The following is a 24,699-nucleotide window of genomic DNA, read 5'->3' as shown; positions in this document are numbered from 1 at the left end:
CCATGCTTTGAGGCGTCACGCTGTTTACGCCAGTGACGGCCTTATAGCAGCCGATCTGTTTCATCATATTGCATCGACGGTTCATGGGAAGACGCGATGTTAATCTGAGTACGCCCATGCAACATGGGCAGTCTTTCAATGAATACAGTGTGTACTCGCTGCTTGCTTGGGCCCGCCTCGGCGCAGGCGCGGTCTGCCTGGTAGAACAGCCCAAGACGAGAGAAGGAGAATCACGTCATGCATGCCATCAGCTTCATTCAGGACCTGGCGGTCATCATGCTGGTTGCAGGCGTGGTCACCATTGTTTTTCATCGTTTCAAGCAGCCAGTGGTCCTCGGCTATATCGTCGCCGGTTTCATCATAGGCCCTCACACGCCCCCCTTCGGTCTCATTCACGACGAAGACACCATCAAAACCCTCGCCGAGCTCGGCGTGATCTTCCTGATGTTTTGCCTAGGCCTTGAGTTCAGTCTGCGTAAGCTGTTCAAAGTGGGCGCCACGGCCTTCATAGCCGCCTTTCTGGAAATTGTGCTGATGATCTGGATCGGCTTCGAGATAGGGCGTTGGTTCGGCTGGAACACTATGGACTCCTTGTTTCTGGGCGCCATTCTCGCCATTTCCTCGACCACGATCATCGTCAAGGCTCTCAATGACCTGAAGATGAAGAACGAACGGTTTGCACAGCTGATATTCGGCGTGTTGATTGTCGAAGACATACTGGGTATCGGCATCATCGCATTGCTTTCGGGTATCGCCGTCAGCGGCACCGTCAGTTCGGGAGAGGTATTTTCAACCGTCGGCAAGCTGTCGCTGTTCATGATTGTTGCCTTGGTGATTGGCATTCTGTTGGTACCGCGCGTACTGGCTTATGTGGCCAAGTTCGAAAGCAACGAGATGCTGCTGATCACAGTGCTGGGTCTGTGCTTCGGTTTTTGCCTGCTGGTCGTGAAACTCGAATACAGCATGGTCCTGGGGGCCTTCCTGATTGGTGCCATCATGGCCGAGTCGCGGCAGTTGCTGAAGATCGAGCGTTTGATCGAACCCGTCAGGGACTTGTTCAGCGCTATATTCTTCGTCGCGATCGGTTTGATGATTGATCCGCAGGTATTGGTCGACTACGCCTGGCCGATTTTGGTCATCACCTTGGCCGTTGTATTGGGCAAGATGCTGTCCTGTGGAATGGGCGCTTTCATCGCTGGCAACGACGGGCGCACGTCGTTGCGGGTAGGTATGGGCCTGTCTCAGATTGGCGAGTTTTCCTTCATCATTGCGGCCTTGGGGATGACCCTGCAGGTGACCAGCGACTTTCTCTACCCGGTGGCAGTCGCCGTCTCGGCCATCACCACGCTACTGACGCCCTATCTGATTCGCGCCGCTGATCCGCTGTCGATAAAACTGGGCAACGTAGTGCCTGGGCGGCTGGCTCGTGTGCTGTCCTTGTACGGGGAATGGCTGCGCAATATCCAACCCCAGGGCCAGAGTGCCATGGTAGCGGCGATGATACGGCGCATACTGTTGCAGGTAGGTGTAAACCTGGCATTGGTCATCGCCATATTCTTCAGCGGCGGTTACTTCGCAGGGCGGCTTGGCACTTGGCTCAGTCAGTGGGTGAGCGATGTGAGCCAGCAGAAGGCGGTGATCTGGGGGGCTGCGCTACTGCTCTCGCTACCATTTCTGATTGCGGCTTACCGCAAACTCAAGGCCCTATCGATGCTGCTGGCTGAGATGGGCGTCAAACCGGAAATGGCCGGGCGCCATACTCAGCGCGTACGGCGCGTGATTGCAGAAGTCATTCCGCTGATTTCGCTGCTGGTGATCTTTTTGCTGCTGTCGGCGTTGTCGGCGAGCATTCTTCCCACTAATGAACTGCTGCTGATCATTGCCATAGTGGCAGCGGTGGTGGTCGCCTTGCTGTGGCGTTGGTTCATCCGGGTGCATACACGCATGCAGATTGCGTTGCTGGAAACGCTGGAGAACAACCGGGACAACGGCCACTGACCCTGTGGCGAACGCTGCAGGCGGGCCGTGCTCACGGCCCGCAAGGTCCTTAGACCGAGGTGAGGGTGAGCCTGATCAGCTCTCTAGCCAGACGTCCCGTGCCCAATGCCAAACCGATTCCCAGCTGTCCTCACCGACAAGTTCCTCATCGGCATCCCACAGCACCACGGTGCCATCTTCCTCGACGCAATAGTAGTTGTCGCCGTCCTGGCACAGCGGAATCAGTTCCCGAGGCACCCCGGCGTCCCAGGCATTTGCTGCAACGTCCGGAAGGTAGGTGTGCGACTGCGGGTCAGTCACTGTGACAGGTTCCAGCGAGCCATAGACGACGTCGCTGACGTTCAGCAGAAATTCCTTGAACACGAACGGAATGTTGATGAACAGCTGCTCTTCGATTTCAACCAACTGATCCTCGTCTGGAAGCTCAAGGGGGACCGGTACTGGCTCGTTGGCTTCACGGAGTTGTTCGATCACTTCTTCCACGATTCACTTCCTCTGACCTAGATGACAACGCTGCGGGTTATACCCTAGTAGTGCGCTATGGCAAAAGCAAAAACCCCGGGGAGGCCCGGAACACTGTTCACTTGTAATCGTTGGGCCGCAGGGCAGCGCCAAGTGAGCAGCATCACGGGGCAAACCCGAGGTTTTTTTTGGACAGCAGGACAGGGTTAACTGTTTTGAAGAATACTTGCGGCGAGCCAGAATTGTTGGGGCCGCGAAGCGGCCCCACGTAACAACTGCTTTGAATAGCAGAGCTGGATTACCCGTTCTGACGGATACCCGCGACCAGCCAAGGCTGGTTCTCGCCCTTGGCGCGTACCATGTGCCAGCTCTCGCTGAACTGTTCACCTTGGTCGAAGCGCGAGTTCTTCGATACGCCACGGAAGGTGAGGGTAGCGTCAGTACGGTCGTCACGCTCATCCACGCCGTCCAGCTGTACATCAAGGTTGTCGATGTAAGTGGACTGGAAGCCATCACCCAGCTCGGCACGCTCGCGCTTAAGGAACTCGAGCATCTGCGGGGTAACGAACTCGGCGATCTTGTCCATTTCATTGGCGTCCCAGTGCTGCTGCAGCGACTGGAAGTGGTTACGGGCAGCTGCCAGGAAGCTTTGTTCGTTGAACCAGGCTGGCGCGTTGATGACAGGCGATGGCGCTGCCGCCGGTGCAGCCGAACCGCCGAAGATGTTTGGCTGTGCGGCCTGACCATGCACTTCACGTTGCATGGGGGCATTGCCAGGCATGGCCATGTGCGGCTGCTGCTGACGTCGCCGTGCGGCGATGAAGCGGAACACCAGGAAGGCGATGAGCGCGATGATCAGGAAGTCCATGATCTGGAAGCCTTCGAAGCCGTCACCCATGAACATGGATGCCAGCAGACCACCGGCGGCCAAGCCCGCCAGGGGGCCCAGCCAGCGCGAAGCACCACTGGCGGCGGCCGGTGCGCGGCCAGGAGCGGTCGGCGCGGCGGCAGGCGTGTTCGGCGTAGCTTGACGGGTCTGGTGAATAGGCGCGGAGCCAGCGCTCTTGCCGCCGCCAAATCGCTTGGCGTTGGCGTCCAGGCTCAGCGTCAGGCCGACGCAGAGCGCCAGTGCGATGCTAAGAAAACGTTGCATAAATGGGATATCCCCTGTTGTGGATTGCACGCGCGTCATGGTGCACATGTTCCAAGGCATATGACCAGCGACATAATGTTTCGAGCTTTTGCTTGATATGACTTATTTGAGCAGGCAACGACGCAGGCGTTCCTACTTGAGTTCGCCCCTGGACTGACGGCCTGTCCTCAGATTGCTTCAAGCTTGGCGTAGCCCACCATCAACCATTTGCTGCCTTCGGCAAAGTTGACCTGTACACGAGCCTGGGCCCCGGAGCCTTCGAAGTTCAGGATGACCCCTTCACCGAAAACGGAGTGCTGCACGCGCTGGCCGAGGTTGAATGCGGTTTCGGGGATATCCGCATTGGCAAACAGGTGGCTGTTGAGGGCTGTCTTCGGAGTGCCGAACGGGCGGCTGACACTGTTCGACAAACGTACTTCCTGCACCAGACCAGCCGGAATCTCGCGTACGAAGCGAGACACCTTGTTGTAGGTCTCACTACCGTAGAGCCGTCTTGTCTCGGCATACGTCATGACCAACTGACGCATGGCGCGGGTAATGCCCACGTAGGCCAGGCGGCGTTCTTCCTCAAGACGACCTGGCTCCTCCAGGCTCATCTTGTGCGGGAACAGTCCTTCCTCCATGCCCACCAGGAACACGTAGGGGAACTCCAGACCTTTGGCACTGTGCAAGGTCATCAGCTGCACACTGTCCTCGTGCTCGTCAGCTTGCGTGTCGCCGGCTTCGAGCGAGGCGTGACCAAGGAAGGCGGACAGTGGGGAGAGGTCGGCGTCCTCTTCGGTCGATTCGAAGTTGCGCGCTGCGCTAACCAGTTCCTCAAGGTTTTCCACCCGTGCCTGACCCTTTTCACCTTTTTCTTCCTGGTGATAGATGATCAGCCCGGACTGTTCGATGGTGGTCTGCGTCATGGTATGCAGCGGCATGTCTTCGACCTTGGCCGCAAGCCCGTCAATCAGCTCGATGAACGCACCCAGCGCGCTGGCAGCCCGGCCCTTGAGCGCTTTTGCGGCGATGAGCTGGCACATCGCCTGCCACATCGATACCTGGCTGTGACGTGCATGCTCGCGAATGGCCTCGACGGTTTTCTCGCCAATGCCGCGCGGCGGCACGTTGATCACGCGTTCCAGCGCCGCATCGTTGCCGCGACCTTCAATCAGGCGCAGGTAGGCCATTGCATTCTTGATCTCTGCACGCTCGAAGAAGCGCTGGCCACCATAGATACGGTAGGGAATCCGCTCGCGCAGCAAGGCTTCCTCGAGCACCCGTGACTGGGCGTTCGAGCGATACAGAATAGCGATTTCGTCACGCGCGTTGCCTTGCTTGATCAGGCTTTCAATGGTCTCGACCACATAGCGTGCTTCGTCGTGTTCGTTGTAGGCGGCGTACAGCGTAATGGGTTCACCTTCACCCATGTCAGTCCACAATTCCTTGCCCAGGCGCCCGCTGTTATTGGCAATCAGGGCGTTGGCAGCCTTGAGGATGCCCCCGGTGGAGCGGTAGTTCTGCTCCAGGCGGATCAACTCGGCATCTGGGAAGTCGGCCGTGTACTGGTGGATGTTCTCGATCTTGGCGCCGCGCCAGCCGTAAATCGACTGATCGTCGTCCCCCACCGCCATCAGGCTGTCGCCACCACGGGCCAGCAGACGCAGCCAGGCGTACTGCACGGCGTTGGTATCCTGGAACTCATCGACCAGCACGTGACGGAAGCGGCGTTGGTAGTGGGCCAACAGGCCTGGGTGATCGCGCCACAAATCCAGGGCGCGCAGCAGCAACTCGGAAAAATCGATGACACCGGCGCGCTCGCAGGCCTGCTCGTACGCGGTGTAGACATCGCGCATGGTGGTCAGGAACAGGTCGCCACCTGGCTGAATGTGCTGCGGGCGCAGGCCTTCGTCTTTCTGGCCGTTGATGAACCATTGGGCCTGGCGTGCCGGCCACTTCTGTTCGTCCAGCCCCAGCTCGCGCATCACCCGTTTAACCAGGCGCTGCTGATCGTCGCTGTCGAGAATCTGGAAGTTCTGCACTAGCCCCGCTTCCTGCCAGTGGGCACGCAACAGCCGATGCGCCAGACCGTGGAATGTCCCCACCCACATCCCTGCAGGGTTGATGCCCAACAATTGCTCGATCCGGTGGCGCATTTCAGCAGCAGCCTTGTTGGTGAAGGTCACCGACAGGATCGAGTGCGGGGATGCCTGCTCCACCTGGATTAGCCAGGCGATGCGATGCACCAGCACACGGGTTTTACCGGAACCGGCGCCAGCAAGCACCAGTTGACGCCCGACCGAAGCCGCTACAGCCTGGCGTTGGGCATCATTGAGGGAATTCAGCAGGAGGGAAAGGTCATCTGTGCTCATCTCGCCATTCTAGGGGGACGCTGAGCCAGGGGCAAACATCTACTGTATGAATATTCACCTTGGGCCCCTGCCGTTCATCGCGACAAGGGCGCCTGGGTCACACCAGGGCGCCATCTTTGGCGCACTGGCTGGCTACATCAGTCGAGCGCCTGGAGGTCTTCGATTGCGATGCGCAGGCTGCCATCTGCATGGATGATCTCCAGCATCTTGAAAACACACGGCCCTTCACGCAGGTATTCGACAGTCTTCTCGGTCAATACAGCATTGGCGATGACCCCAGTGTCCACCAGCTTGAGTTGCAGAACCTCCCAGCCGCCCCGGTGGCGAATTGCCGGCTCGACTAGTACCGGCTCGAACGCCGGACTTGGCACGGTGACGACACCGTGAACCCGGAAGGATTTCTGACCGCCTGCGGTCTGGTTGTAAGCAACGAAGTCTTTGAGTGTGCTCATGGGAGCCTCCTTGATGGTGAAAGTAGCGCATATGCGCATCGCTACTGTCTCCGTATCAAAGCTGGGCTACGATTGGGCAACGCTTCACCCGTGCCAGTTTCTGCCATGGCGGGCGAGCAGGCTGTTGGCCTGCTCAGGACCATTACTCCCGGCAGGGTACGAGCGCGGAGTCTGGAAATGCGCTTCCCAGCCCTTGATGATGGGATCCACCCACGCCCAGGCGGCTTCGACCTCATCGCGTCGCATGAACAGGGTCGAGTCGCCTTCCAGCACGTCCAGCAACAAACGTTCGTAGGCTTCCCAGCGACGTGTCTTGCTGAAGACCTGGGCCAGGTTCAGGTCCAGGTCGACCGGCTCCAGGCGCATGCCCTTGCCGGGGATCTTGGTCATCATGCGCAGGCTGATGCGCTCGTCTGGCTGTAACTGAATCAACAGCTGGTTGACCTGGCCACCCTCGAACAGCGCATGCGGTACAGGTTTGAACTGGATGACGATCTGCGAGGAGCGCCGGGCCATGCGCTTGCCCGTGCGCAAGTAGAAGGGCACGCCAGCCCAGCGCCAGTTGTCGATGTGCACTTCGATGGCGACGAAGGTTTCGGTATCACTGTCGTTATCGACGTCCTTTTCAAAGTAATACGCGCCTACCTCCTGACCGCCGATATATCCGGCCCCGTACTGGCCACGAACAGTTTTCTCCTGGACGTCTTGTCCGGTAATCGGCTGAAGCGCTCGGAGAATTCGCACTTTCTCATCACGCACGGCCTCGGCTTCGAACTGCGCAGGCGGCTCCATGGCCACCAGGCAGAGCAGCTGGAGCAGATGGTTCTGCAGCATGTCGCGCATGGCCCCTGCTCGGTCGTAGTAGCCACCACGGTTCTCCACGCCCAAGGTCTCACCGACACTGATCTGCACGTGATCGACCTGCCCATTGCGCCACACCGGCTCAAGGAGTGCGTTGGCAAAGCGCAAGGCCATAAGGTTCTGGACGGCTTCCTTGCCCAAGTAGTGATCGATACGGAACACCTGCCGCTCTTCGAACACCGCTCCGATCGCTTCATTGATGGCAGTGGCCGACAACAAGGAGTGCCCGATCGGTTTCTCGAGCACAATACGCGCTTCGCTGTCGGCCAGCCCTGCGGTATGCAAATGGCTGGCAATGGGCGCGAACAGCGAAGGCGCGGTGGCGAGATAGAACACGCGCATCAAGCCCCCGGGCTCGCCCAGGTAGCGTGCCAGCCGAACGAAATCAGCACTCTGGGTCGCATCCATCGCGAAGTAATCGACCCGGGCACAAAAGCGTCGCCAGATGTCTTCGTCAAAGTCGCGAAGAGCGATCTGTGCCCGGCAATGCCGCTCTGCAAGCTTGAGGTAGTCACTGCGCGGCAGAGGGCGCCGAGCCAGGGCGATTACCCGCACGGCAGGGTCGAGGCGATTGTCACGAAACAAGTGGTAGAGCGCGGGCAGCAACTTGTGCAGGGCCAGGTCGCCCGTGCCGCCAAAGACCAGAATGTCGCAAGGAATAGTCAAACCACCACGCTCCACGTTCGTTTAACTGGGCGGGTTGCCGTCCATGTAGTATAACTACAAGAAAGCTACAACCCGGCCAGCCGATCATAACCGAGTCCAGCCCGTGAATCTGTTGCAACACATCGCCCAATCGCGCCACCTGCTGCGCAAATCGGAACTGAAAGTGGCCGATCACGTGCTGCTGGACCCGGCCGCCGTCATGCACAGTTCGATGGCTGACCTGGCACATAGCGTCGGTATCAGTGAACCGACCATCGTTCGTTTCTGCAGGGCTATCGGGTGCTCGGGGTTTCAAGACCTGAAGTTGAAACTGGCGCAGAGCCTGGCCGCCGGGGCTAGTTTTGGTCAGTTTGCTATTCATGAAGACGACTCCGTCGCCGATTACAGCCTCAAGATCTTCGACACGACCCTGCATACCTTGATGGAGGTGCGCGAGCACCTTGACCCACAGGCGCTTCAGCAGGCCGTCAGCGCCATGGCGCAGGCGCAGCGTGTGGAGTTCTATGGTTTCGGCGCGTCCGGGGCCGTGGCAGCCGATGCCCAGCACAAGTTCTTCCGTTTGCTGCTCAGCGCGGCGGCGTACTCTGACCCGCACATGCAGGCGATGTCCGCCGTGACGCTCAAGCCTGGCGACGTAGCGGTGTGCATTTCGCAATCAGGCCGCTCGAAGGACTTGCTGATCACGGCCAACCTGGTCCGTGAAAGCGGCGCCAACCTGATCACGTTGTGCCCCAGCCAGACCCCGCTGGCCGAGCTGTCCACGGTCAACCTGGCCATCGACGTTCATGAAGACACCGAGATCTATACGCCTCTGACCTCGCGCATTGCTCACCTGGTGGTCATCGACGTGCTGGCCATGGGCGTTGCCATGGCGCGCGGTCCAAGCTTGGTCAATCACCTCAAGAGCGTCAAGCGCAGCCTGCGTAGCCTGCGACTGTCGCCCAAGTCGATCAAAGCCCATGACGACTGAAGCCTGCTTCGGTTCCACGGGACGGCGCCATCATCGTTCACGACGCTGTCATCATCGCGCCTTCAAACGGTAAAACCATCGGGTCATTCTGAGCCTTCCGCATCCTTCCCGGGAATCAGGCAATGGCTCGTGACCACGACGGCATCTACCAACCCAACGCCAAGGCTCGCAAACAGCAGGAAAAGGACCAGCGACGCATGGAGTACCGCCGCGCTATCGAAAGTTACTGTGACCAACGGCAACTCTTGCGTGATGTCGCTGATTATCCTGACTTCGAAGGGCTCACTGCCTGGCAGGCAGCAGCGACGACTGACCCGAAAAACGCTCGACCAATGCGCTGATCAATGACCGCTCGCTGCGTATGAAGGCCTGAAAGGCGAGTGCGACCGGCGATTGTCGCTTGGCCTTGGATTGAACCACGCACCAGCTGCGGTACAGCGGCAACTCCTCGACAGGCAGTTCTACCAGGTTTTCCGTGGCCAGCTCCATGTTCACGGCATGGCGGGTCAACAATGCGATACCCAACCCGGCTATCACGCATTCACGCTGGGCATCGGCCGAAGCCACTTCGAGGGTTTGGGTGAAATGCACGCGCTTTTCCTTGAAATACTCCTCGCAAGCCTTGCGGGTGCCTGAGCCTTGTTCGCGTATCAGCAGCGTATGGGGCTCGAGGTCTTGCAGGCGCAGCCGCGGCAGCCTACACAGGGCATGCTCAGGCGGCGCGACGGCGATGATCGGGTTATTCAGGAACGGCAGGAAGTCCAGCCCCATGTCCTGCGGCACCATGGACATGATGATCAGGTCATCACGGTTATCGGACAGTCGCCTGATGGCCTGTGCCCGGTTGACGACGGTCAAGGTCAGGTTGACTTCCGGGTGCCGCCGCTTGAATGCCGCGAACAGATGCGGCACGAAATACTTGGCGCTGGACTCGATCGCCAGCTTCAACTGCCCTTGCAACGACCCCTGCATGTCCGACAACTGCATATCCAGGCTCTCCAGCCGCCCGAAGATGTCGTGACTGGCACGTTGCAGCGCTTCGGCGGCTTCCGTGAGGTACAACTTCTTGCCCACGTATTCGAACAACGGCTGGCCAATCAGCTCTTCGAGTTGACGGATCTGTAGACTAACGGCGGGTTGCGTGAGCGCCATCTCTTCGGCCGCGCGGCTATATGAGCGAAGATCACACACCTCATTGAAGACCTGCAATTGACGCAATGTCATACGCATCAAGGACTTACGCATTTTATTCGACTCGTCGGCAATACCTTGTAACTTCACTATAAGCTTTTGCTAATACTGCCCCTAACAAATATTGATTTTTGTTTATCGACCTACAGCGCTAGGGTGAATCTGCGACTGGCTGAACAATAACGGGCCACGCGCCGACCGGTAGAACCGTGTCGACTGTTCATACGGCTTTGGGAAGAATCCAGTGATAAAAAAAATCCTGATCGCCAACCGAGGTGAAATTGCAGTTCGGATCGTGCGCGCTTGCGCCGAAATGGGCATCCGCTCGGTAGCGATCTTTTCCGACGCCGACCGGCACGCGCTGCATGTAAAGCGTGCAGACGAAGCCTACAGCATTGGCGCAGAGCCACTGGCCGGGTATTTGAATCCTCGCAAGTTGGTGAACCTGGCAGTGGAAACGGGCTGCGATGCCTTGCACCCGGGCTATGGCTTTCTCTCGGAAAATGCGGAGTTGGCCGAGATCTGCGCCGAGCGCGGGGTCAAGTTCATCGGGCCTGCTGCCGACGTCATTCGCCGCATGGGCGACAAGACCGAAGCGCGCCGCACCATGATCGCCGCGGGCGTTCCGGTCACCCCAGGCACAGAGGGCAACGTCGCCGACATTCACGAGGCGCTCAGTGAAGGCGATCGTATTGGTTACCCAGTAATGCTCAAGGCGACGTCGGGTGGTGGCGGCCGTGGTATTCGCCGCTGCAACAGTCGCGAAGAGTTGGAGCAGAACTTCCCGCGCGTGATTTCCGAGGCCACCAAGGCATTCGGTTCGGCAGAAGTGTTCCTGGAAAAGTGCATCGTCAACCCTAAGCACATCGAGGCGCAGATTCTCGGCGACAGCTTCGGCAATGTCGTGCACTTGTTCGAGCGCGACTGCTCCATCCAACGCCGTAACCAGAAGCTCATCGAAATTGCACCGAGCCCGCAACTTACCCCAGAGCAACGCGCGTACATCGGCGACTTGGCAGTACGTGCAGCCAAGGCGGTGGACTACGAGAACGCCGGTACCGTTGAGTTTCTGCTGGCCGATGGCGAAGTGTATTTCATGGAAATGAACACACGCGTGCAGGTCGAGCACACCATCACCGAGGAAATTACCGGTATCGATATCGTGCGTGAGCAGATCCGCATCGCATCGGGCCTGCCTTTGTCGGTGAAGCAGGAAGATATCCAGCACCGTGGTTACGCCCTGCAGTTTCGCATCAATGCCGAAGACCCGAAGAACAACTTCCTGCCCAGCTTTGGCAAGATCACTCGTTATTACGCGCCAGGTGGCCCCGGTGTGCGTACCGATACCGCCATTTACACCGGCTACACCATTCCACCGTTCTACGACTCGATGTGCCTGAAGCTGGTGGTGTGGGCATTGACGTGGGAAGAGGCCATGGATCGCGGCCTGCGGGCCTTGGATGACATGCGTGTACAAGGGGTCAAGACCACTGCGGCGTATTACCAGGAAATCCTGCGTAATCCGGAATTCCGTAGCGGTCAGTTCAATACCAGCTTCGTTGAGACCCACCCGGAACTGACCAACTATTCGATCAAGCGCAAACCCGAAGAGCTGGCCCTGGCCATCGCTGCCGCCATCGCCGCCCACGCAGGCATTTGAATACAGCAGCAAGCTGCCAAACCCAGATTGCCAGCCAGCGCCAACGCGTCTGTGCAGGCCGGCTGAGGCGTGAAGCTTGCCGCGACGAGGAGATAACAATGTCCAAGAAGATTCACGTAACCGATACGATCCTGCGCGACGCCCACCAGTCTCTGCTGGCCACCCGTATGCGCACCGAAGACATGCTGCCGATCTGCGAGAAACTCGACAAGGTCGGTTATTGGTCGCTGGAAGTCTGGGGGGGCGCCACCTTCGATGCCTGCGTGCGCTTTCTGAAGGAAGACCCGTGGGAGCGCCTGCGCAAACTGCGTGCAGCACTGCCCAACACGCGCCTGCAAATGCTGCTGCGCGGCCAGAACCTGCTGGGTTACCGTCACTACAGCGACGATGTGGTCAGGGCATTCGTCGCCAAGGCCGCCGTCAATGGCATCGACGTATTCCGCATCTTCGACGCCATGAACGATGTGCGTAACCTGCGTGTGGCCATCGAGGCGGTCAAAGCCTCGGGCAAGCACGCCCAGGGGACCATCGCCTACACCACCAGCCCGGTGCACACCATCGAGGCGTTCGTGAACCAGGCCAAGCAAATGGAGGCCATGGGTTGCGACTCGATCGCCATCAAGGACATGGCCGGCCTGTTGACCCCGTTTGCCACGGGCGAGTTGGTCAAGGCGCTCAAAGCCGAGCAATCGCTGCCTGTCTTCATTCACTCGCACGACACCGCCGGCCTGGCCGCCATGTGTCAGCTCAAGGCTGTGGAAAACGGCGCCGACCACATCGATACCGCCATCTCCAGCTTCGCCTGGGGCACCAGCCACCCGGGTACCGAGTCGATGGTTGCTGCGCTCAAGGGTAGCGAGTTCGACACCGGCCTGGACCTGGAACTGCTGCAGGAAATCGGCTTGTACTTCTACGCCGTGCGCAAGAAGTACCACCAGTTCGAAAGCGAGTTCACCGCCGTGGATACCCGCGTGCAGGTCAACCAGGTGCCGGGTGGCATGATTTCCAACCTGGCCAACCAGCTGAAAGAGCAGGGCGCGCTCAACCGCATGAACGAAGTGCTGGCAGAGATCCCGCGTGTGCGTGAAGACCTCGGCTTCCCGCCGCTGGTGACGCCGACCTCGCAAATCGTTGGCACCCAGGCGTTCTTCAATGTGCTGGCCGGCGAGCGCTACAAGACCATCACCAACGAAGTGAAGCTGTACCTGCAAGGCGGTTACGGTAAAGCCCCTGGCGTGGTCAACGAGCAGCTGCGCCGCCAGGCGATCGGCAGCGAAGAAGTGATCGACGTGCGCCCGGCCGACCTGCTCAAGCCAGAGATGACCAAGCTGCGTGCCGACATCGGTGCCTTGGCCCGTTGCGAAGAGGACGTGCTGACCTTTGCCATGTTCCCGGACATTGGTCGCAAGTTCCTCGAAGAACGCGAAGCCGGCACCCTTACCCCGGAAGCGTTGTTGCCAATTCCGGAGGCTGGCGCCGTTTCTGCGCCAGGCGGTGAAGGCGTCCCGACCGAGTTCGTCATCGACGTGCACGGTGAAACCTACCGCGTCGACATCACTGGCGTTGGTGTGAAAGCCGAAGGCAAGCGCCACTTCTACCTGTCGATCGACGGCATGCCGGAAGAAGTGGTGTTCGAACCCCTTAACGAGTTCGTTGGCGGCGGCGGCAGCAAGCGCAAGCAGGCTAGCGAGCCGGGTCACGTGAGTACCAACATGCCCGGCAACATTGTCGATGTGCTGGTCAAGGAGGGTGACATGGTCAAGGCCGGCCAGGCCGTACTGATCACCGAAGCCATGAAGATGGAGACAGAAGTGCAGGCGGCCATAGCCGGCAAGGTCGTGGCAATCCACGTGGCCAAGGGCGACCGTGTCACGCCGGGTGAGATCCTGATCGAGATCGAGGGCTGAGTAGACCCTAATCTATAAGCGGTTTACCTTGGGGGAGCGGATGCTCCCCTTTTTCTTTGCTGGATTCACCGGCATCTTCGCGGGTAACCCGCTCCCATAGGATCGCCGCAGGTTCCGACATCGAGTTAATCCTGTGGAAGCTGGCTTGCCGGCGATAGGGCCGGTGAAGCCAGCGCAAAAATCAGTCTTTGCGGCAAGCCTCGAGGGTTTCTACTTGGCCCTCTGGCTGTTGATTCTCATCACTCAACCACCGCTCAAACCCGGTAGCCACCTGCGGCCACTCATCATCGGTAATCGAATACCAGGCCGTATCGCGGTTGTGGTCCTTCACCACCAAGTGCTTGCGGAACACCCCTTCGAAGGTGAAACCAAAGCGCTCTGCCGCGCGCTTGGAGCGGGCGTTGGCGTTGTTGCACTTCCACTCCAGCCGGCGGTTGCCCAGTTCGAAGCTCAGCTTACCCAGCAGGTACACCGCCTCGGTGCCCTTAGGGGTGCGCTGCATGGCGGCGCCGAAGGCGATGTGGCCGATTTCGATCCGGCCGTGGTCGGGCACAATCGACATCAGGCTGAGAATGCCCTGAGCCTGGCCGGTGGTACGGTCGATGACGGTGTAGAACAGCGGGTCGCGGCCTGCGGCGTTGCCGTCCAGCCAGCGGTCGAAGGCGGCACGCTCGGTGAACGGGCCATAAGGCAGGTAGTCCCATAGCACCGGGTCGGCGGTTGGGCCCTGCAGCACTTCCCAGAGGTCGTCGCCATGGCGCGCAGGGTGGAGCTTTTCCAGGCGGATGAAGCGGCCCTCGATGGGCTCGGCCTGGGGCGTTGCGGCGGGTTTCCAGTTCAATGCGTCTGTCATGTTCAGCCTACAAGCCTTTGCGAAATTGGATAAAGCCCGAGCGCTCGGCAACCTGCTGATACAGGCTGACGGCGGTGGCGTTGGTTTCGTGGGTCAGCCAGTGCACCTTAATGCAGTTATCGCCCTTGGCTGTGGTGTAGACGTGCTCGATCAGCTGGCGACCAACGCCCAGACCACGCTGCGCGCTGTCGACGTACAGGTCCTGTAGGTAGCAGGAGTTCTCGATGCTCCAGTTGGAACGATGGTAGATGAAGTTGACCATCCCCACCGCCTTGCCATCCACCCAGGCCAGTGCCGAATGGGTCGGCTCACTCGGGTCGAGCAGGCGCTGCCAGGTGCTCAGGCTGACGTCATCTGCCAACTCGGTTTCGTAGAAGTGCAGGTAGGCTTGCCACAGGGCGTGCCAGGCGGCGTGATCTTGAGCGGTGACAGGGCGCAGGGTAACGCTGGGCATGGGCTATTCCTTCAAAGCTGGCGCATGTGCGCTGCGAGTTGGTTATCCAGTTGATCGGGGCTGGCGGTCAGGCCTTCGCGCACGCCGGCGATGTCTTGTTTGGAGCGGTTCTGGCTGAGCTTGCGCGCACCTTGCAGGCGGGCGATGGGCAGGCGGATACCGACGATGGCGCGGAGCATGCCGTCGAGGTAGTCAGCCGGGGCGTCGGTGACGCTCCATGGCTCGTTGCGGCCTTGTTCGTGGCGCTCGGTCAGGCGGCTGACGATAGTCAGCAACGCTGCTGGGTCTTGGATTATCTCGGCCGGACCATAAGCGTGTACTGCCAGGTAGTTCCAGGTCGGCACGACCTTGGGGTTATCGGCTTTGCTTGGGTAGTATCCGGGGCTGACATAGGCATCGGCGCCGGGGAAGACCAGCAGGGCTTCGCCACCTTGTGCCAGGTCCTCCCATTGGCGGTTGGCCCGTGCCAGGTGCGCATAGACGGTCCCTAGCTTGCCTTCGCCGGTATCGACCAGCACCGGCAGGTGTGTGGCCAACAAGCCTTGTTCTCCTTGGCTGACCAGCACGGCCAGGCGGGTATCGAGCATATGCTGATGCAGGCGGCCGAGGTCGTCTTCCTGGTGAGGTTTGCTGTTGTACATGCTCGGTTTCCTTGTGCAATGGTGCCATCCTAAGCAGGCTATTGGTTCTGGGTAAGAGCCATTACTGCCTGTTTTGATAGGTCCAATACCATGAGCGATAGCCCCCTCGTTTTGCCTTTCGACCCTTCCGGAATTGCCTTGGATCACCGCCGCGGGCTTAGCCAGCAGCTGTACCAAGCGCTGCGAGCGCGGGTGCTGGATGGGCGCCTGAGCAGCGGAACCCGGTTGCCGGCCACCCGTGAGTTGGCCACCATGCTGGGGTTATCACGCAACAGCGTGGTGCGGGCCTATGATCAGTTGTACGCCGAGGGCTACATCGAAAGCCGGGTGGGTGATGGCACTTACGTGAGTCGGCTACCAAAACTATCCACACAAGTATCCACAGGGTTACCCCATGGGTTATCAACAGACTTATCCACATTTCCTGTAAATGATACTGAGGATTTATCCAGCAACCGGCGTTTCAGTGACGCTTTGCAGCGACTGAAAACCAACTACTTGCCGCCGCCAAGAAGCGGTCAGCCCCGTGCTTTTCGCGTCGGTATTCCCGCATTCGACCTGTTCCCGTTTGGCGTCTGGGCCAAGCTGCAGGCGGGTTTCTGGCGTCATCCGAGCCCCGCTCAACTGGGTTATGGCGATCCGGCGGGCGAGCCGATGCTGCGCGAACTCATCGCTGCCTACTTGCGACGCTCGCGTGGGCTGAGTTGCATGGCTGAACAAATTGTGATCACCAGTGGTGCACAACAGGCCATCAGCCTTTGTGCACAGTTGCTGTTGCAGCCAGGCGACGGTGTGGCTGTGGAAAACCCGGGCTATCGGGCAGCCGGTCATGCCTTCGCACTGGCGGGTGGCCGGGTGCATGGTGTACCGGTGGATGAAGAGGGGATGGATTGCACTCGGCTAGCGCAATTGGAGGATTGCCGGCTGGCCTACGTGACGCCTGCTCATCAGTACCCGACCGGGGTGACCATGAGCCTGGCGCGTCGCCTGTCACTGCTGGCCTGGGCCGAGCGTAACGACGCGTGGATTATCGAGGACGACTATGACGGTGAGTACCGATACCGTGGCGCGCCCTTGGCCCCGCTTGCAGCGCTCGACCTTCACGGGCGGGTGCTGTATGTCGGCACCTTCGGCAAAATCGCCTTCCCGGCGCTGCGCCTGGGTTACCTGGTGCTACCGCCGCCGCTGGCCCAAGCGTTCAGCCAGGGCAAGGCGTTGGCGGTGCGGCATTCTGAGGTCAGCAGCCAATGCGTGATGGCCGAGTTCATGGCCCGTGGGCACTTTCAGCGGCATATCCGGCGCATGCGCAAGGCGGCGTTGAGCCGGCGCAATGTGCTCAAGGCCGGCTGGCCTATGGATATTCCCGGGTTGGGTGCCATGCCGGCAGTGGCGGCCGGGCTGCATGTGAAGGTAGATGTGGATAACTTTGCGCGTGAGCAGGAACTGGTAGCCAAGGCTGAAGCGGTGGGCGTAGAGGTGACGGCGCTGAGCAGTTTCTGGTTGGCGGACAGCGAGGTGCCTGTGGATAAGCGGGCAGGGCTGGTGCTGGGGTTTGCAGCGGTGCCGGAAGGGGAAATTGCCGATGCCTTGATGAAACTGCGCAAGGCTTGGCGGCCACTTCGCGGTTAAACCCGCTCCAACAGGATCTGCACAGCACTTAAGGTCAGCGCTGTACCTGTGGGAGCGGGTTTACCCGCGAAGCAGGCGACTCAGGTCCCGGACTTGATTCTGGTCCATGCGCGGGTCCGCGCACGCTCCGCATCTCGCGCCAATGGCTTGAGGGTGTACAGCTTGGTCATTGCCTCTGCCGTCGGGTACAGGTTGGGGTTGTTGCGAATCGCTGGGTTCACCTTGTCGGTCGCATCCTTGTTCGGGTTGGGGTACCCGACAAAGTCGCTGATCGGCGCAATCACCTCCGGCCGCAGGAGGTAATTGATGAACTTATAGGCGTCTTCCGGGTTGGCCGCGTTTTTCGGTATCGCCAGCATGTCGAACCAGATCGGTGCGCCTTCCTTGGGCAGGCGCATGTCCACCACGACACCGTTGTTGGCCTCGCGGGCACGGTTGGCAGCCTGCGAGAAGCTGCCGCTGTAGCCCACGGCGACGCAGATATCGCCATTGGCGATGTCTGCCATATACTTCGACGAGTGGAAGTAGGTGATATACGGGCGAATCTTCAGCATCAGCGCCTCGGCCTTCTTGTAGTCGGCCGGTTTGTCACTATTGGGTGGCAAGCCCAGGTGCTGCAGGGCCAGCGGCAGAATCTCCGACGGCGAGTCGAGCAGGGCGACGCCACATTGCTTGAGCTTGGCAATGTTCTCTTCCTTGAAGATCAGGTCCCAGCTGTCCACCGGCGCATTGTCGCCGAGCGCAGCCTTGACCTTGGCCGGGTTGAAGCCGATCAGTATGGTGCCGTACATGTACGGCACGGCAAACTTGTTACCTGGGTCGTTGGCCTCGATCAGCTTCATCAGGGCCGGGTCCAGGTGTTGCCAGTTCGGCAGCCTGCTGCGATCGAGCGACTGGAACACGCCGGCCTCGATCTGCTTGGCCAGAAACACGTTGGATGGCACCACCACATCGTAACCAGAGTTGCCGGTCAGCAACTTGGCTTCCAGCGCTTCATTGGTATCGAAGATGTCATACACCAGCTTCACACCGCTGTCCTTTTGGAAGTCAGTCAGCGTCTGCGGGGTGATGTAATCGAACCAGTTGTACACGCGCAGCGTGCGCTGTTCGGCCTGGGCGTGCAGGGTACCTGCGCACAGTACTGCAGCAACGAGAGGGGCGAGTAGCTGTTTGAGGGTGGCCATTATCGAGCTCCGGGTTGTGCGCGTTGGAAGCCTTCGAGCACGTTGACGGCGTTGATGCCGATTTCTTCCACGGCATAGCCACCTTCCATCACGAACAGGGTGGGCTTGCCGAGCTGCGCGATGCGCTTGCCCATCTCCAGGTAATCAGGACTGTCGAGCTTGAACTGGGAGATCGGATCGTCCTTGAATGTGTCCACCCCCAGCGATACCACCACTACCTCCGGCTCATACGCGGCGATGCGTTCGCAAGCGTCTTCCAGAGCTGCTCGCCAGGTCGACCAGTCACTGCCTGCCGGTAGCGGATAATTCACGTTGCAGCCCTCGCCGGCACCGGCTCCGGTTTCGTCGGCATAGCCCAGGAAGAAGGGGAACTCATCCTGAGGATCACCATGAATGGAGGCGAAGAAAACATCGGCGCGGCTATAGAAAATGTCCTGGGTACCATTGCCGTGGTGGTAGTCCACGTCGAGGATGGCCACCTTTGCTCGCCCTTGGTCGAGGAAGGCCTGGGCAGCGATGGCTGCATTGTTCAGGTAGCAGTAGCCCCCCATGACGTCGCCTGCCGCGTGGTGCCCCGGTGGACGACACAATGCGAACGCGGCGTGGGCACCCTGCTCGATGGCCGCTTGCGCCGTGAGCGCGACCTGGGCTGCGCTGTAGGCGGCCTGCCAGGTGCCTGCCGTGATGGGCGCCCCTGCATCGAAACTGTAGTAACCCAGCTCACCGTGCAACCCGGTGGGCTTGACCGCCCGCAACGTGCGAGCAGGCCAGGTATAGGGAAGCAGATCGCCCTCCTGGCCCATGGCTGCCCAGCGCGCCCAGGCACCTTCGAAGAAGTCGAGGTAGTCGGCACTGTGTACGCGCAGCAACGGCGCACGGCCAAAATCGTCAGGGCCTCTGACCTCACCCAGCTCGCGTTTGCGTACCTGGGCCAGGACGTGATCGGCACGCGAGGGCATTTCGAAGCAAGGCATGAGCTTGCCGTCGATCAGCTCGCAGCGGCCATGGTGCAGACGGTGATCATCGGAATAGATCGTCAGCATTGTTGTTCTCCGGTGGGTACTGGCGTGCATCCATTGTCACGAACGGGGCCGCTTAGCGAGAACGTCCGAATCGGCCAAAAGAGGATAGATATGGCCAACGTCGACCACCTTCATCTTCGCGGCAGTTTCCCTGGGCTTAGCAGCAGGGTCAGCCACGAAACCGAGTCGGCGCCACGCCACTCCAGCGCACAAAGGCATGACGGAAACTGGCCGTCTCGCTGTACCCAAGCGTTTCGGCAATGCGGTGGATCGGCATGTGCCCGTCGGCGAGCAGTTCCTTGGCCCGTTCGAACTTCAACTCATCGAGCAATTGCTGATAGCTGCTGCCCAGCGCCTGCAAATGACGGCGAAGCGTACGGGACGAGCAGTTCATCTGCCGTGCCAGGCCCTCCAGGCCCGGCGCCGCTTCCAGTTGATTGACAAGCAGTTGGCGGACGCGCCCCAGCCATGCCTGCCGGCCGGTGAACTCGAGGTTCAGGCGTCGGCATCGCTCTTTCATGGCCTTGTGGGTGATCGGGTCGGCCAGGGGAAGTGGCGCGTCTAGCCAGTGCCGCTCGAAGGCAAAGGCATTGTCATGGGAGGCGAAGGTGGTCGGGCACTGGAACATGCGCCTGTAGCACGCGTGGTAATCCGGGCGCAGGTGCTCGAAGCGAGCCCCGAGCAGCGGCAGATCGAGGCCTAGCAAGTCGTCGCAGATGACCTTCAACGACACCATGCAGAATTCGGCGTTGAAAGCGCTGAGCGCAGGGCTGTCCCGATAATCGCTGGCGCTGAGCCAGACACTGTGGCCGTCGTCGACCAGACGCAAGGTAAAAACTGTTCCCAGCAGTGCCGGATACTCCAATGCCAGGCTCAGGGCGTCACCCAAAGTGGCACTGGACAGCAGCGCGTACCCCAGCATGCCGTAGGAAGACACGCGCATGCGCTGGCCCAACTCCAGGCCAATATCCTCCCGACGTGCCACGGCATTGGCACAGACCTGCAGTTCCTGCTGGGTCGTGATGCGTGCATCGGCATGGCCAAGGTCCGCTGGGCCTATGCCGCTCCCGGCCAGCAGCTCCGAGGCTTCGCAGCCTTGAGCCTGGAAGACGTTGAGAATCAGCGAAACCGCGTTGAGGGTGGTCAGGTGGCTGTGCAGCATGCTGGGTGGTCCCGTAGGTCTGGGACGCATTACCGAGCAAGTTGTATGCCGAGTGCCGTCAATGCCTGCCAACCGGCACCGGGCGGGCAAAAAAAAGCCCGAAGCATGCGCCCGGGCTTAGGAAAGGTTGAGAGGTGTCTAGTCCCTCGACCTGGTGAGACGGTTACAACGTGCTGGTCAGGCCTTGAGCGGAACCAGACGCGGGGCAATCATGTTTTCCGGGCGCAGGATGTCGTCGAGCATCGCGTCGTCCAGCAGCTTCTCTTCGCGCACCAGTTCAAGCACGCCGCGGCCGGTTTCCAGGGCAACGCGAGCGATACGGGTGGCGTTTTCGTAGCCGATATAAGGGTTCAGGGCAGTGACCAGGCCAATCGAATGCTCGACCAGTTCACGGCAGCGCTGTTCGTTGGCGGTGATGCCGACGATGCAATGCTCGCGCAGCATGTCCATGGCGCGTTGCAGCAGGCGAATCGAGTCGAAGATCTTGTAGGCGATCAACGGCTCCATCACGTTCAACTGAAGCTGGCCACCTTCGGCCGCGACGGTCAGGGCCAGGTCGTTGCCCATGATGGCGAAGGCCACTTGGTTCACGGCTTCAGGAATCACCGGGTTTACCTTGCCTGGCATGATCGAGCTGCCTGGCTGACGAGCCGGCAGGTTGATCTCGTTGATGCCGGTACGCGGGCCGCTGGACAGCAGGCGCAGGTCGTTGCAGATCTTCGACAACTTGACCGCGGTGCGCTTGAGCATGCCGGAGAACAGTACGAAGGCGCCCATGTCGGAGGTGGCTTCGATCAGGTCGGCAGCCGGTACCAGTGGCTGGCCACTGATGGTTGCCAGACGCTGTACGGCCAGAGCTTGGTAGCCCGGGTCGGCGTTGATGCCGGTGCCAATCGCGGTGCCACCCAGGTTGATCTCGGTGAGCAGCTCAGGTGCCAGCGAGCGCAGACGGTTGAGGTCTTCGGTCATGGTGGTGGCAAAGGCGCGGAATTCCTGGCCCAGAGTCATCGGCACGGCGTCCTGCAGCTGGGTACGACCCATCTTTAGTACGTGGTCGAACTCTTTACCTTTGGCAGCAAAGGCCTGGATCAGGCTGTCGAGGCTGGCCAGCAGGGCGTCGTGGCCCAGCAGCAAGCCCAGGCGAATAGCGGTGGGGTAGGCGTCGTTGGTCGACTGCGCCATGTTCACATCGTTGTTGGGGTGCAGGTACTGGTATTCACCCTTCTGGTGACCCATGGCCTCCAACGCAACGTTGGCGATGACTTCGTTGGCGTTCATATTGGTGGAGGTACCGGCACCCCCTTGAATCATGTCGACCACGAACTGCTCGTGGTAGTCGCCCTTGATCAGACGGGCGCAGGCTGCACTGATGGCAGCGTGCTTTGCATCGCTCAGGTGGCCCAGCTCACGGTTGGCATCGGCAGCCGCCTGCTTGACCATGGCCAAGGCCACGACCAGCTTGGGGTAGTGCGATAGGGGGACGCCAGAGAGGTGGAAGTTGTTGGCAGCGCGCAGGGTCTGGATGCCGTAGTAGGCATCGGCAGGAACTTCAAGGGTGCCCAACAGATCTTTTTCGACGCGGAACGATGCAGCAGCGGACATGATAAATATCATCTCGAGTTTGACCCGGCACATGCCGGAATGGCGCCAATCCTAGGCCCTAAGGTGTTTTTGCGGCCAATGCTGTTGCACGCTAACCTATGCACAAACGGCATAATGATAGATGTGACGCCGATTGATTTTCGAGCGTGTTCCATTTTGGTGCACGGCAGGGGAGCGGCCCAATGAACCTTGAAAGCAAATGGCTGGAGGACTTTAGTGCCCTGGCCTCAACCCGCAGTTTTTCCCAGGCGGCGGAGCGGCGCTTCGTGACGCAGCCGGCCTTCAGCCGCCGGATTCGTAGCCTGGAGGCAGCCTTGGGGCTTACCCTGGTCAACCGTTCCCGCACCCCTATCGAGCTGACAGAGGCGGGCCAGCTGTTTTTGGTAACAGCCCGTACGGTTGTCGACCAACTGAGCGAAATTCTTCGCCATTTGCATCATCTCGAGGGTGGCCAGGGCGAAGTGATTCAAGTGGCGGCCGCGCACTCGCTCGCGTCGGGCTTCTTCCCGCGCTGGGTGGCCCAGCTGCGCAACGATGGGCTGAACATCGCCACCCGGCTTGTTGCCACCAACGTCGGCGATGCAGTGCATGCCTTGAGGGAAGGCGGCTGCGACCTGATGCTAGCGTTCTACGACCCTGATGCAGCCTTGCAGATGGACGCCGAAATCTTTCCCTCGCTGCACATGGGCACCACCGAGATGTTGCCCGTTTGTGCCGTGGATGCCGCAGGCAAACCGTTGTTCACCCTAGAGGGTGAAACCAGCGTGCCATTGTTGGCCTACAGCGCCGGCGCCTTCCTTGGCCGTTCGGTGAACCTGCTGCTGCGCCAGCGCAATCTGCGCTACACCACCGTCTATGAAACCGCCATGGCTGACAGCCTCAAGAGCATGGCCCTGGAGGGGATGGGGGTGGCATGGGTACCGCGACTGTCCATGCGCGGTGAACTGGAGCGTGGGGAACTTGCGATCTGCGGTGGCAGCCAGTGGCACGTGCCGCTGGAAATTCGCCTGTATCGCTGCGCCTTGGTCCGCAAGGCCAACGTGCGCTTGCTGTGGCGCAAACTGGAGTCGACCAGCGTCCAAGGCGAGGCATCATTTTGAATTGTATTTCAGATAATCCGCGATGGTTGCGCGGTTCTTGTCGCTGTAGCGATAGCAGTTCGAGCGAGCGGTTACCCGTGGGTGAGTGTAGGTTTCGCATACCCAGCCGTTGAACTTAAGTTCGGCATCTTCGTGGGTAGCGCCCAGCATGTGGCCGATTTCATGGGCGGGAGCGCCATACGCGGCGATTGATGAGATAGCCGTGTTCTGCTTCGTGTAGGCAAGTCCAGCGTTGTAGTTCCAACCGCTTCGATCGTAACTGTCGCGGGTTAGCAGCAGGTGTTTGTCCACGAATGAAAAAGGGCTATGCCGCGTTTTTTCATGGATGCCGTCGGTAAACACTTCCAGTATTTGCGACGACGGCATGCCTGCATACGCAATATCGGTGATAAGAGGTACGTTTCGCTGAAAGATCACTTCAATGGGGTGATCGGTAAAACGGCGCATTTCCTTAAGCCAATGCTCAAAGTAGTCGTTGTGCAGTTGAGCGTCCTGCATGTCGGCCAAGTCGTCATGAATATAGACGTTGACGGTCAGTGAACGGGCTGCCGAAGCGTTCAATGCCTGCACACTGAACAGAAGGGCAAGCGAGATCGTTGAGAGGCGTGGAATAGTCATGTGCACCTGCCTGGGTCATTGATTGAAGGCCCTAGCATTCAGCGTGCAGCGCCCAGGCAGCAGCGGGAAAAACTTGTCCCGCGAGACAGCTTGCCCTTTGATCCGGCATGTGCTTATGGGGGTGGGCGCTCCCTTCATGAATACGCTACAATCCTGCGCCTTCGGCCGACCTGGTCGATTCATAATCCGTATGACAAGCCACGCCGGTCCACCTGCGTGGCTTGTTGCTTTTAGCGCGCCAGAAGGCGCTTGCAGGAGAGGCTCGACGATGAGTGCACTGGTTGGCGTGATCATGGGCTCCAAGTCCGATTGGTCCACCCTTAGCCACACCGCCGATATGCTGGAAAGACTCGGCATTCCCTACGAGGTGAAGGTGGTTTCCGCCCACCGTACGCCGGATCTGCTGTTCCAGTACGCCGAAGAAGCTGACGGCCGGGGCATCGAGGTGATCATCGCCGGTGCCGGTGGTGCGGCCCACTTGCCTGGCATGTGCGCGGCCAAGACCCACCTGCCGGTGCTGGGCGTGCCCGTGCAGTCGTCGATGCTTTCAGGTGTTGATTCGCTGCTGTCGATCGTGCAGATGCCGGCCGGCGTGCCGGTTGCCACGCTGGCCATCGGCCGCGCGGGCGCGATCAATGCCGCGCTGTTGTCGGCCAGCATCCTCGGCGCCAAGCACCCTCAGTACCACGCGGCGTTGAAGCAGTTCCGCACGGAACAGACCGACACCGTGCTGGATAACCCAGATCCGCGTCAGGCTTGA

Annotated in this window: 22 protein-coding genes; 8 read left to right on the top strand and 14 right to left on the bottom strand. The window is 60.0% G+C overall.

Annotation, left to right across the window (positions count from 1 at the left end; genetic code table 11):
- Window positions 1–237 precede the first annotated feature (237 nt).
- Entirely contained in the window at window positions 238–1,998 is a 1,761-nt protein-coding gene (locus tag B2J77_RS21165) for a cation:proton antiporter (RefSeq protein WP_058638786.1), read from the top strand.
- 75 nt (window positions 1,999–2,073) lie between these two features.
- On the opposite strand, the gene B2J77_RS21160 is transcribed toward B2J77_RS21165, so the two are convergent.
- From B2J77_RS21160 to zwf, 5 genes are all read right to left on the bottom strand, one after another.
- A complete protein-coding gene (locus B2J77_RS21160) occupies window positions 2,074–2,481 on the bottom strand; it encodes an SMI1/KNR4 family protein (RefSeq protein WP_023532298.1) in 408 nt (135 codons plus the stop codon).
- A gap of 277 nt (window positions 2,482–2,758) precedes the next feature.
- On the bottom strand, window positions 2,759–3,613 hold the full coding sequence (locus B2J77_RS21155) for a Tim44 domain-containing protein (RefSeq protein ID WP_058602732.1): 855 nt from the start codon (window positions 3,611–3,613) through the stop codon (window positions 2,759–2,761).
- A gap of 167 nt (window positions 3,614–3,780) precedes the next feature.
- A complete protein-coding gene (gene uvrD / locus B2J77_RS21150) occupies window positions 3,781–5,967 on the bottom strand; it encodes a DNA helicase II (RefSeq protein ID WP_058638787.1) in 2,187 nt (728 codons plus the stop codon).
- Window positions 5,968–6,104: 137 nt separating this feature from the next.
- On the bottom strand, window positions 6,105–6,419 hold the full coding sequence (locus B2J77_RS21145; protein ID WP_058638788.1) for a hypothetical protein: 315 nt from the start codon (window positions 6,417–6,419) through the stop codon (window positions 6,105–6,107).
- A gap of 84 nt (window positions 6,420–6,503) precedes the next feature.
- The gene (gene zwf, locus B2J77_RS21140; RefSeq protein WP_078479367.1) at window positions 6,504–7,946 is read right to left on the bottom strand and encodes a glucose-6-phosphate dehydrogenase; all 1,443 of its coding nucleotides are present in this window, start codon (window positions 7,944–7,946) and stop codon (window positions 6,504–6,506) included.
- Between the two features lie 103 nt (window positions 7,947–8,049).
- On the opposite strand from zwf, the gene hexR reads away from it, so the two are divergent.
- On the top strand, window positions 8,050–8,916 hold the full coding sequence (hexR, locus tag B2J77_RS21135; protein WP_023532857.1) for a transcriptional regulator HexR: 867 nt from the start codon (window positions 8,050–8,052) through the stop codon (window positions 8,914–8,916).
- Window positions 8,917–9,038: 122 nt separating this feature from the next.
- Entirely contained in the window at window positions 9,039–9,257 is a 219-nt protein-coding gene (locus B2J77_RS21700; protein ID WP_078479366.1) for a PA3496 family putative envelope integrity protein, read from the top strand.
- Here the strand turns inward: B2J77_RS21700 and B2J77_RS21125 are convergent.
- Window positions 9,199–10,161 carry a LysR family transcriptional regulator gene (locus B2J77_RS21125; RefSeq protein ID WP_078479365.1) on the bottom strand — a complete coding sequence of 321 codons (963 nt, stop codon included), beginning with the start codon at window positions 10,159–10,161 and terminating at the stop codon, window positions 9,199–9,201. The genes B2J77_RS21700 and B2J77_RS21125 overlap by 59 nt on opposite strands.
- A gap of 190 nt (window positions 10,162–10,351) precedes the next feature.
- Here B2J77_RS21125 and B2J77_RS21120 point away from each other — a divergent pair, with 190 nt between their 5' ends.
- On the top strand, window positions 10,352–11,767 hold the full coding sequence (locus B2J77_RS21120; protein WP_058602736.1) for an acetyl-CoA carboxylase biotin carboxylase subunit: 1,416 nt from the start codon (window positions 10,352–10,354) through the stop codon (window positions 11,765–11,767).
- A 98-nt stretch (window positions 11,768–11,865) separates the two neighbouring features.
- Entirely contained in the window at window positions 11,866–13,674 is a 1,809-nt protein-coding gene (gene oadA, locus B2J77_RS21115) for a sodium-extruding oxaloacetate decarboxylase subunit alpha (protein WP_058638790.1), read from the top strand.
- 181 nt (window positions 13,675–13,855) lie between these two features.
- Here oadA and B2J77_RS21110 read toward each other — a convergent pair whose 3' ends face one another.
- Genes B2J77_RS21110 through B2J77_RS21100 form a run of 3 tightly spaced genes read right to left on the bottom strand, consistent with a single transcriptional unit; the run spans window position 13,856 to window position 15,622 of the window.
- Window positions 13,856–14,527 (bottom strand): GNAT family N-acetyltransferase, encoded by a 672-nt coding sequence (locus tag B2J77_RS21110; RefSeq protein WP_058638791.1) that lies wholly within the window; start codon window positions 14,525–14,527, stop codon window positions 13,856–13,858.
- A gap of 7 nt (window positions 14,528–14,534) precedes the next feature.
- Window positions 14,535–14,981 (bottom strand): GNAT family N-acetyltransferase, encoded by a 447-nt coding sequence (locus B2J77_RS21105; protein WP_058638792.1) that lies wholly within the window; start codon window positions 14,979–14,981, stop codon window positions 14,535–14,537.
- An 11-nt stretch (window positions 14,982–14,992) separates the two neighbouring features.
- Window positions 14,993–15,622 carry an FMN-binding negative transcriptional regulator gene (locus B2J77_RS21100; RefSeq protein WP_078479364.1) on the bottom strand — a complete coding sequence of 210 codons (630 nt, stop codon included), beginning with the start codon at window positions 15,620–15,622 and terminating at the stop codon, window positions 14,993–14,995.
- Between the two features lie 90 nt (window positions 15,623–15,712).
- Between B2J77_RS21100 and B2J77_RS21095 the strand changes: the two genes are divergently transcribed.
- The gene (locus tag B2J77_RS21095; protein WP_078479363.1) at window positions 15,713–17,251 is read left to right on the top strand and encodes a PLP-dependent aminotransferase family protein; all 1,539 of its coding nucleotides are present in this window, start codon (window positions 15,713–15,715) and stop codon (window positions 17,249–17,251) included.
- 80 nt (window positions 17,252–17,331) lie between these two features.
- Here B2J77_RS21095 and B2J77_RS21090 read toward each other — a convergent pair whose 3' ends face one another.
- From B2J77_RS21090 to aspA, 4 genes are all read right to left on the bottom strand, one after another.
- Window positions 17,332–18,435 (bottom strand): polyamine ABC transporter substrate-binding protein, encoded by a 1,104-nt coding sequence (locus tag B2J77_RS21090; RefSeq protein ID WP_058638801.1) that lies wholly within the window; start codon window positions 18,433–18,435, stop codon window positions 17,332–17,334.
- Window positions 18,435–19,478 (bottom strand): histone deacetylase family protein, encoded by a 1,044-nt coding sequence (locus tag B2J77_RS21085; protein WP_058602743.1) that lies wholly within the window; start codon window positions 19,476–19,478, stop codon window positions 18,435–18,437. Before B2J77_RS21085 ends, B2J77_RS21090 begins: the two co-directional genes overlap by 1 nt.
- 148 nt (window positions 19,479–19,626) lie before the next feature.
- Window positions 19,627–20,619: an AraC family transcriptional regulator gene (locus B2J77_RS21080; RefSeq protein ID WP_058638803.1), complete on the bottom strand. Its 993-nt coding sequence runs from the start codon at window positions 20,617–20,619 to the stop codon at window positions 19,627–19,629.
- Between the two features lie 177 nt (window positions 20,620–20,796).
- Window positions 20,797–22,221 carry an aspartate ammonia-lyase gene (gene aspA / locus B2J77_RS21075; RefSeq protein ID WP_058602745.1) on the bottom strand — a complete coding sequence of 475 codons (1,425 nt, stop codon included), beginning with the start codon at window positions 22,219–22,221 and terminating at the stop codon, window positions 20,797–20,799.
- Between the two features lie 182 nt (window positions 22,222–22,403).
- Between aspA and B2J77_RS21070 the strand changes: the two genes are divergently transcribed.
- Window positions 22,404–23,321 carry a LysR substrate-binding domain-containing protein gene (locus B2J77_RS21070; protein WP_058638804.1) on the top strand — a complete coding sequence of 306 codons (918 nt, stop codon included), beginning with the start codon at window positions 22,404–22,406 and terminating at the stop codon, window positions 23,319–23,321.
- Here the strand turns inward: B2J77_RS21070 and B2J77_RS21065 are convergent.
- Window positions 23,313–23,939: a hypothetical protein gene (locus B2J77_RS21065; protein ID WP_058638805.1), complete on the bottom strand. Its 627-nt coding sequence runs from the start codon at window positions 23,937–23,939 to the stop codon at window positions 23,313–23,315. The two genes, B2J77_RS21070 and B2J77_RS21065, sit on opposite strands and share 9 nt — an antisense overlap.
- Before the next feature lie 268 nt (window positions 23,940–24,207).
- On the opposite strand from B2J77_RS21065, the gene purE reads away from it, so the two are divergent.
- Complete coding sequence (purE, locus tag B2J77_RS21060; RefSeq protein WP_058638806.1) at window positions 24,208–24,699, top strand: 5-(carboxyamino)imidazole ribonucleotide mutase; 492 nt, start codon at window positions 24,208–24,210, stop codon at window positions 24,697–24,699.

Source organism: Pseudomonas parafulva (genome assembly GCF_002021815.1).
In the GTDB taxonomy this organism is placed as follows: domain Bacteria; phylum Pseudomonadota; class Gammaproteobacteria; order Pseudomonadales; family Pseudomonadaceae; genus Aquipseudomonas; species Aquipseudomonas parafulva_B.
This window is presented reverse-complemented; position numbering and strand designations above follow the sequence as displayed.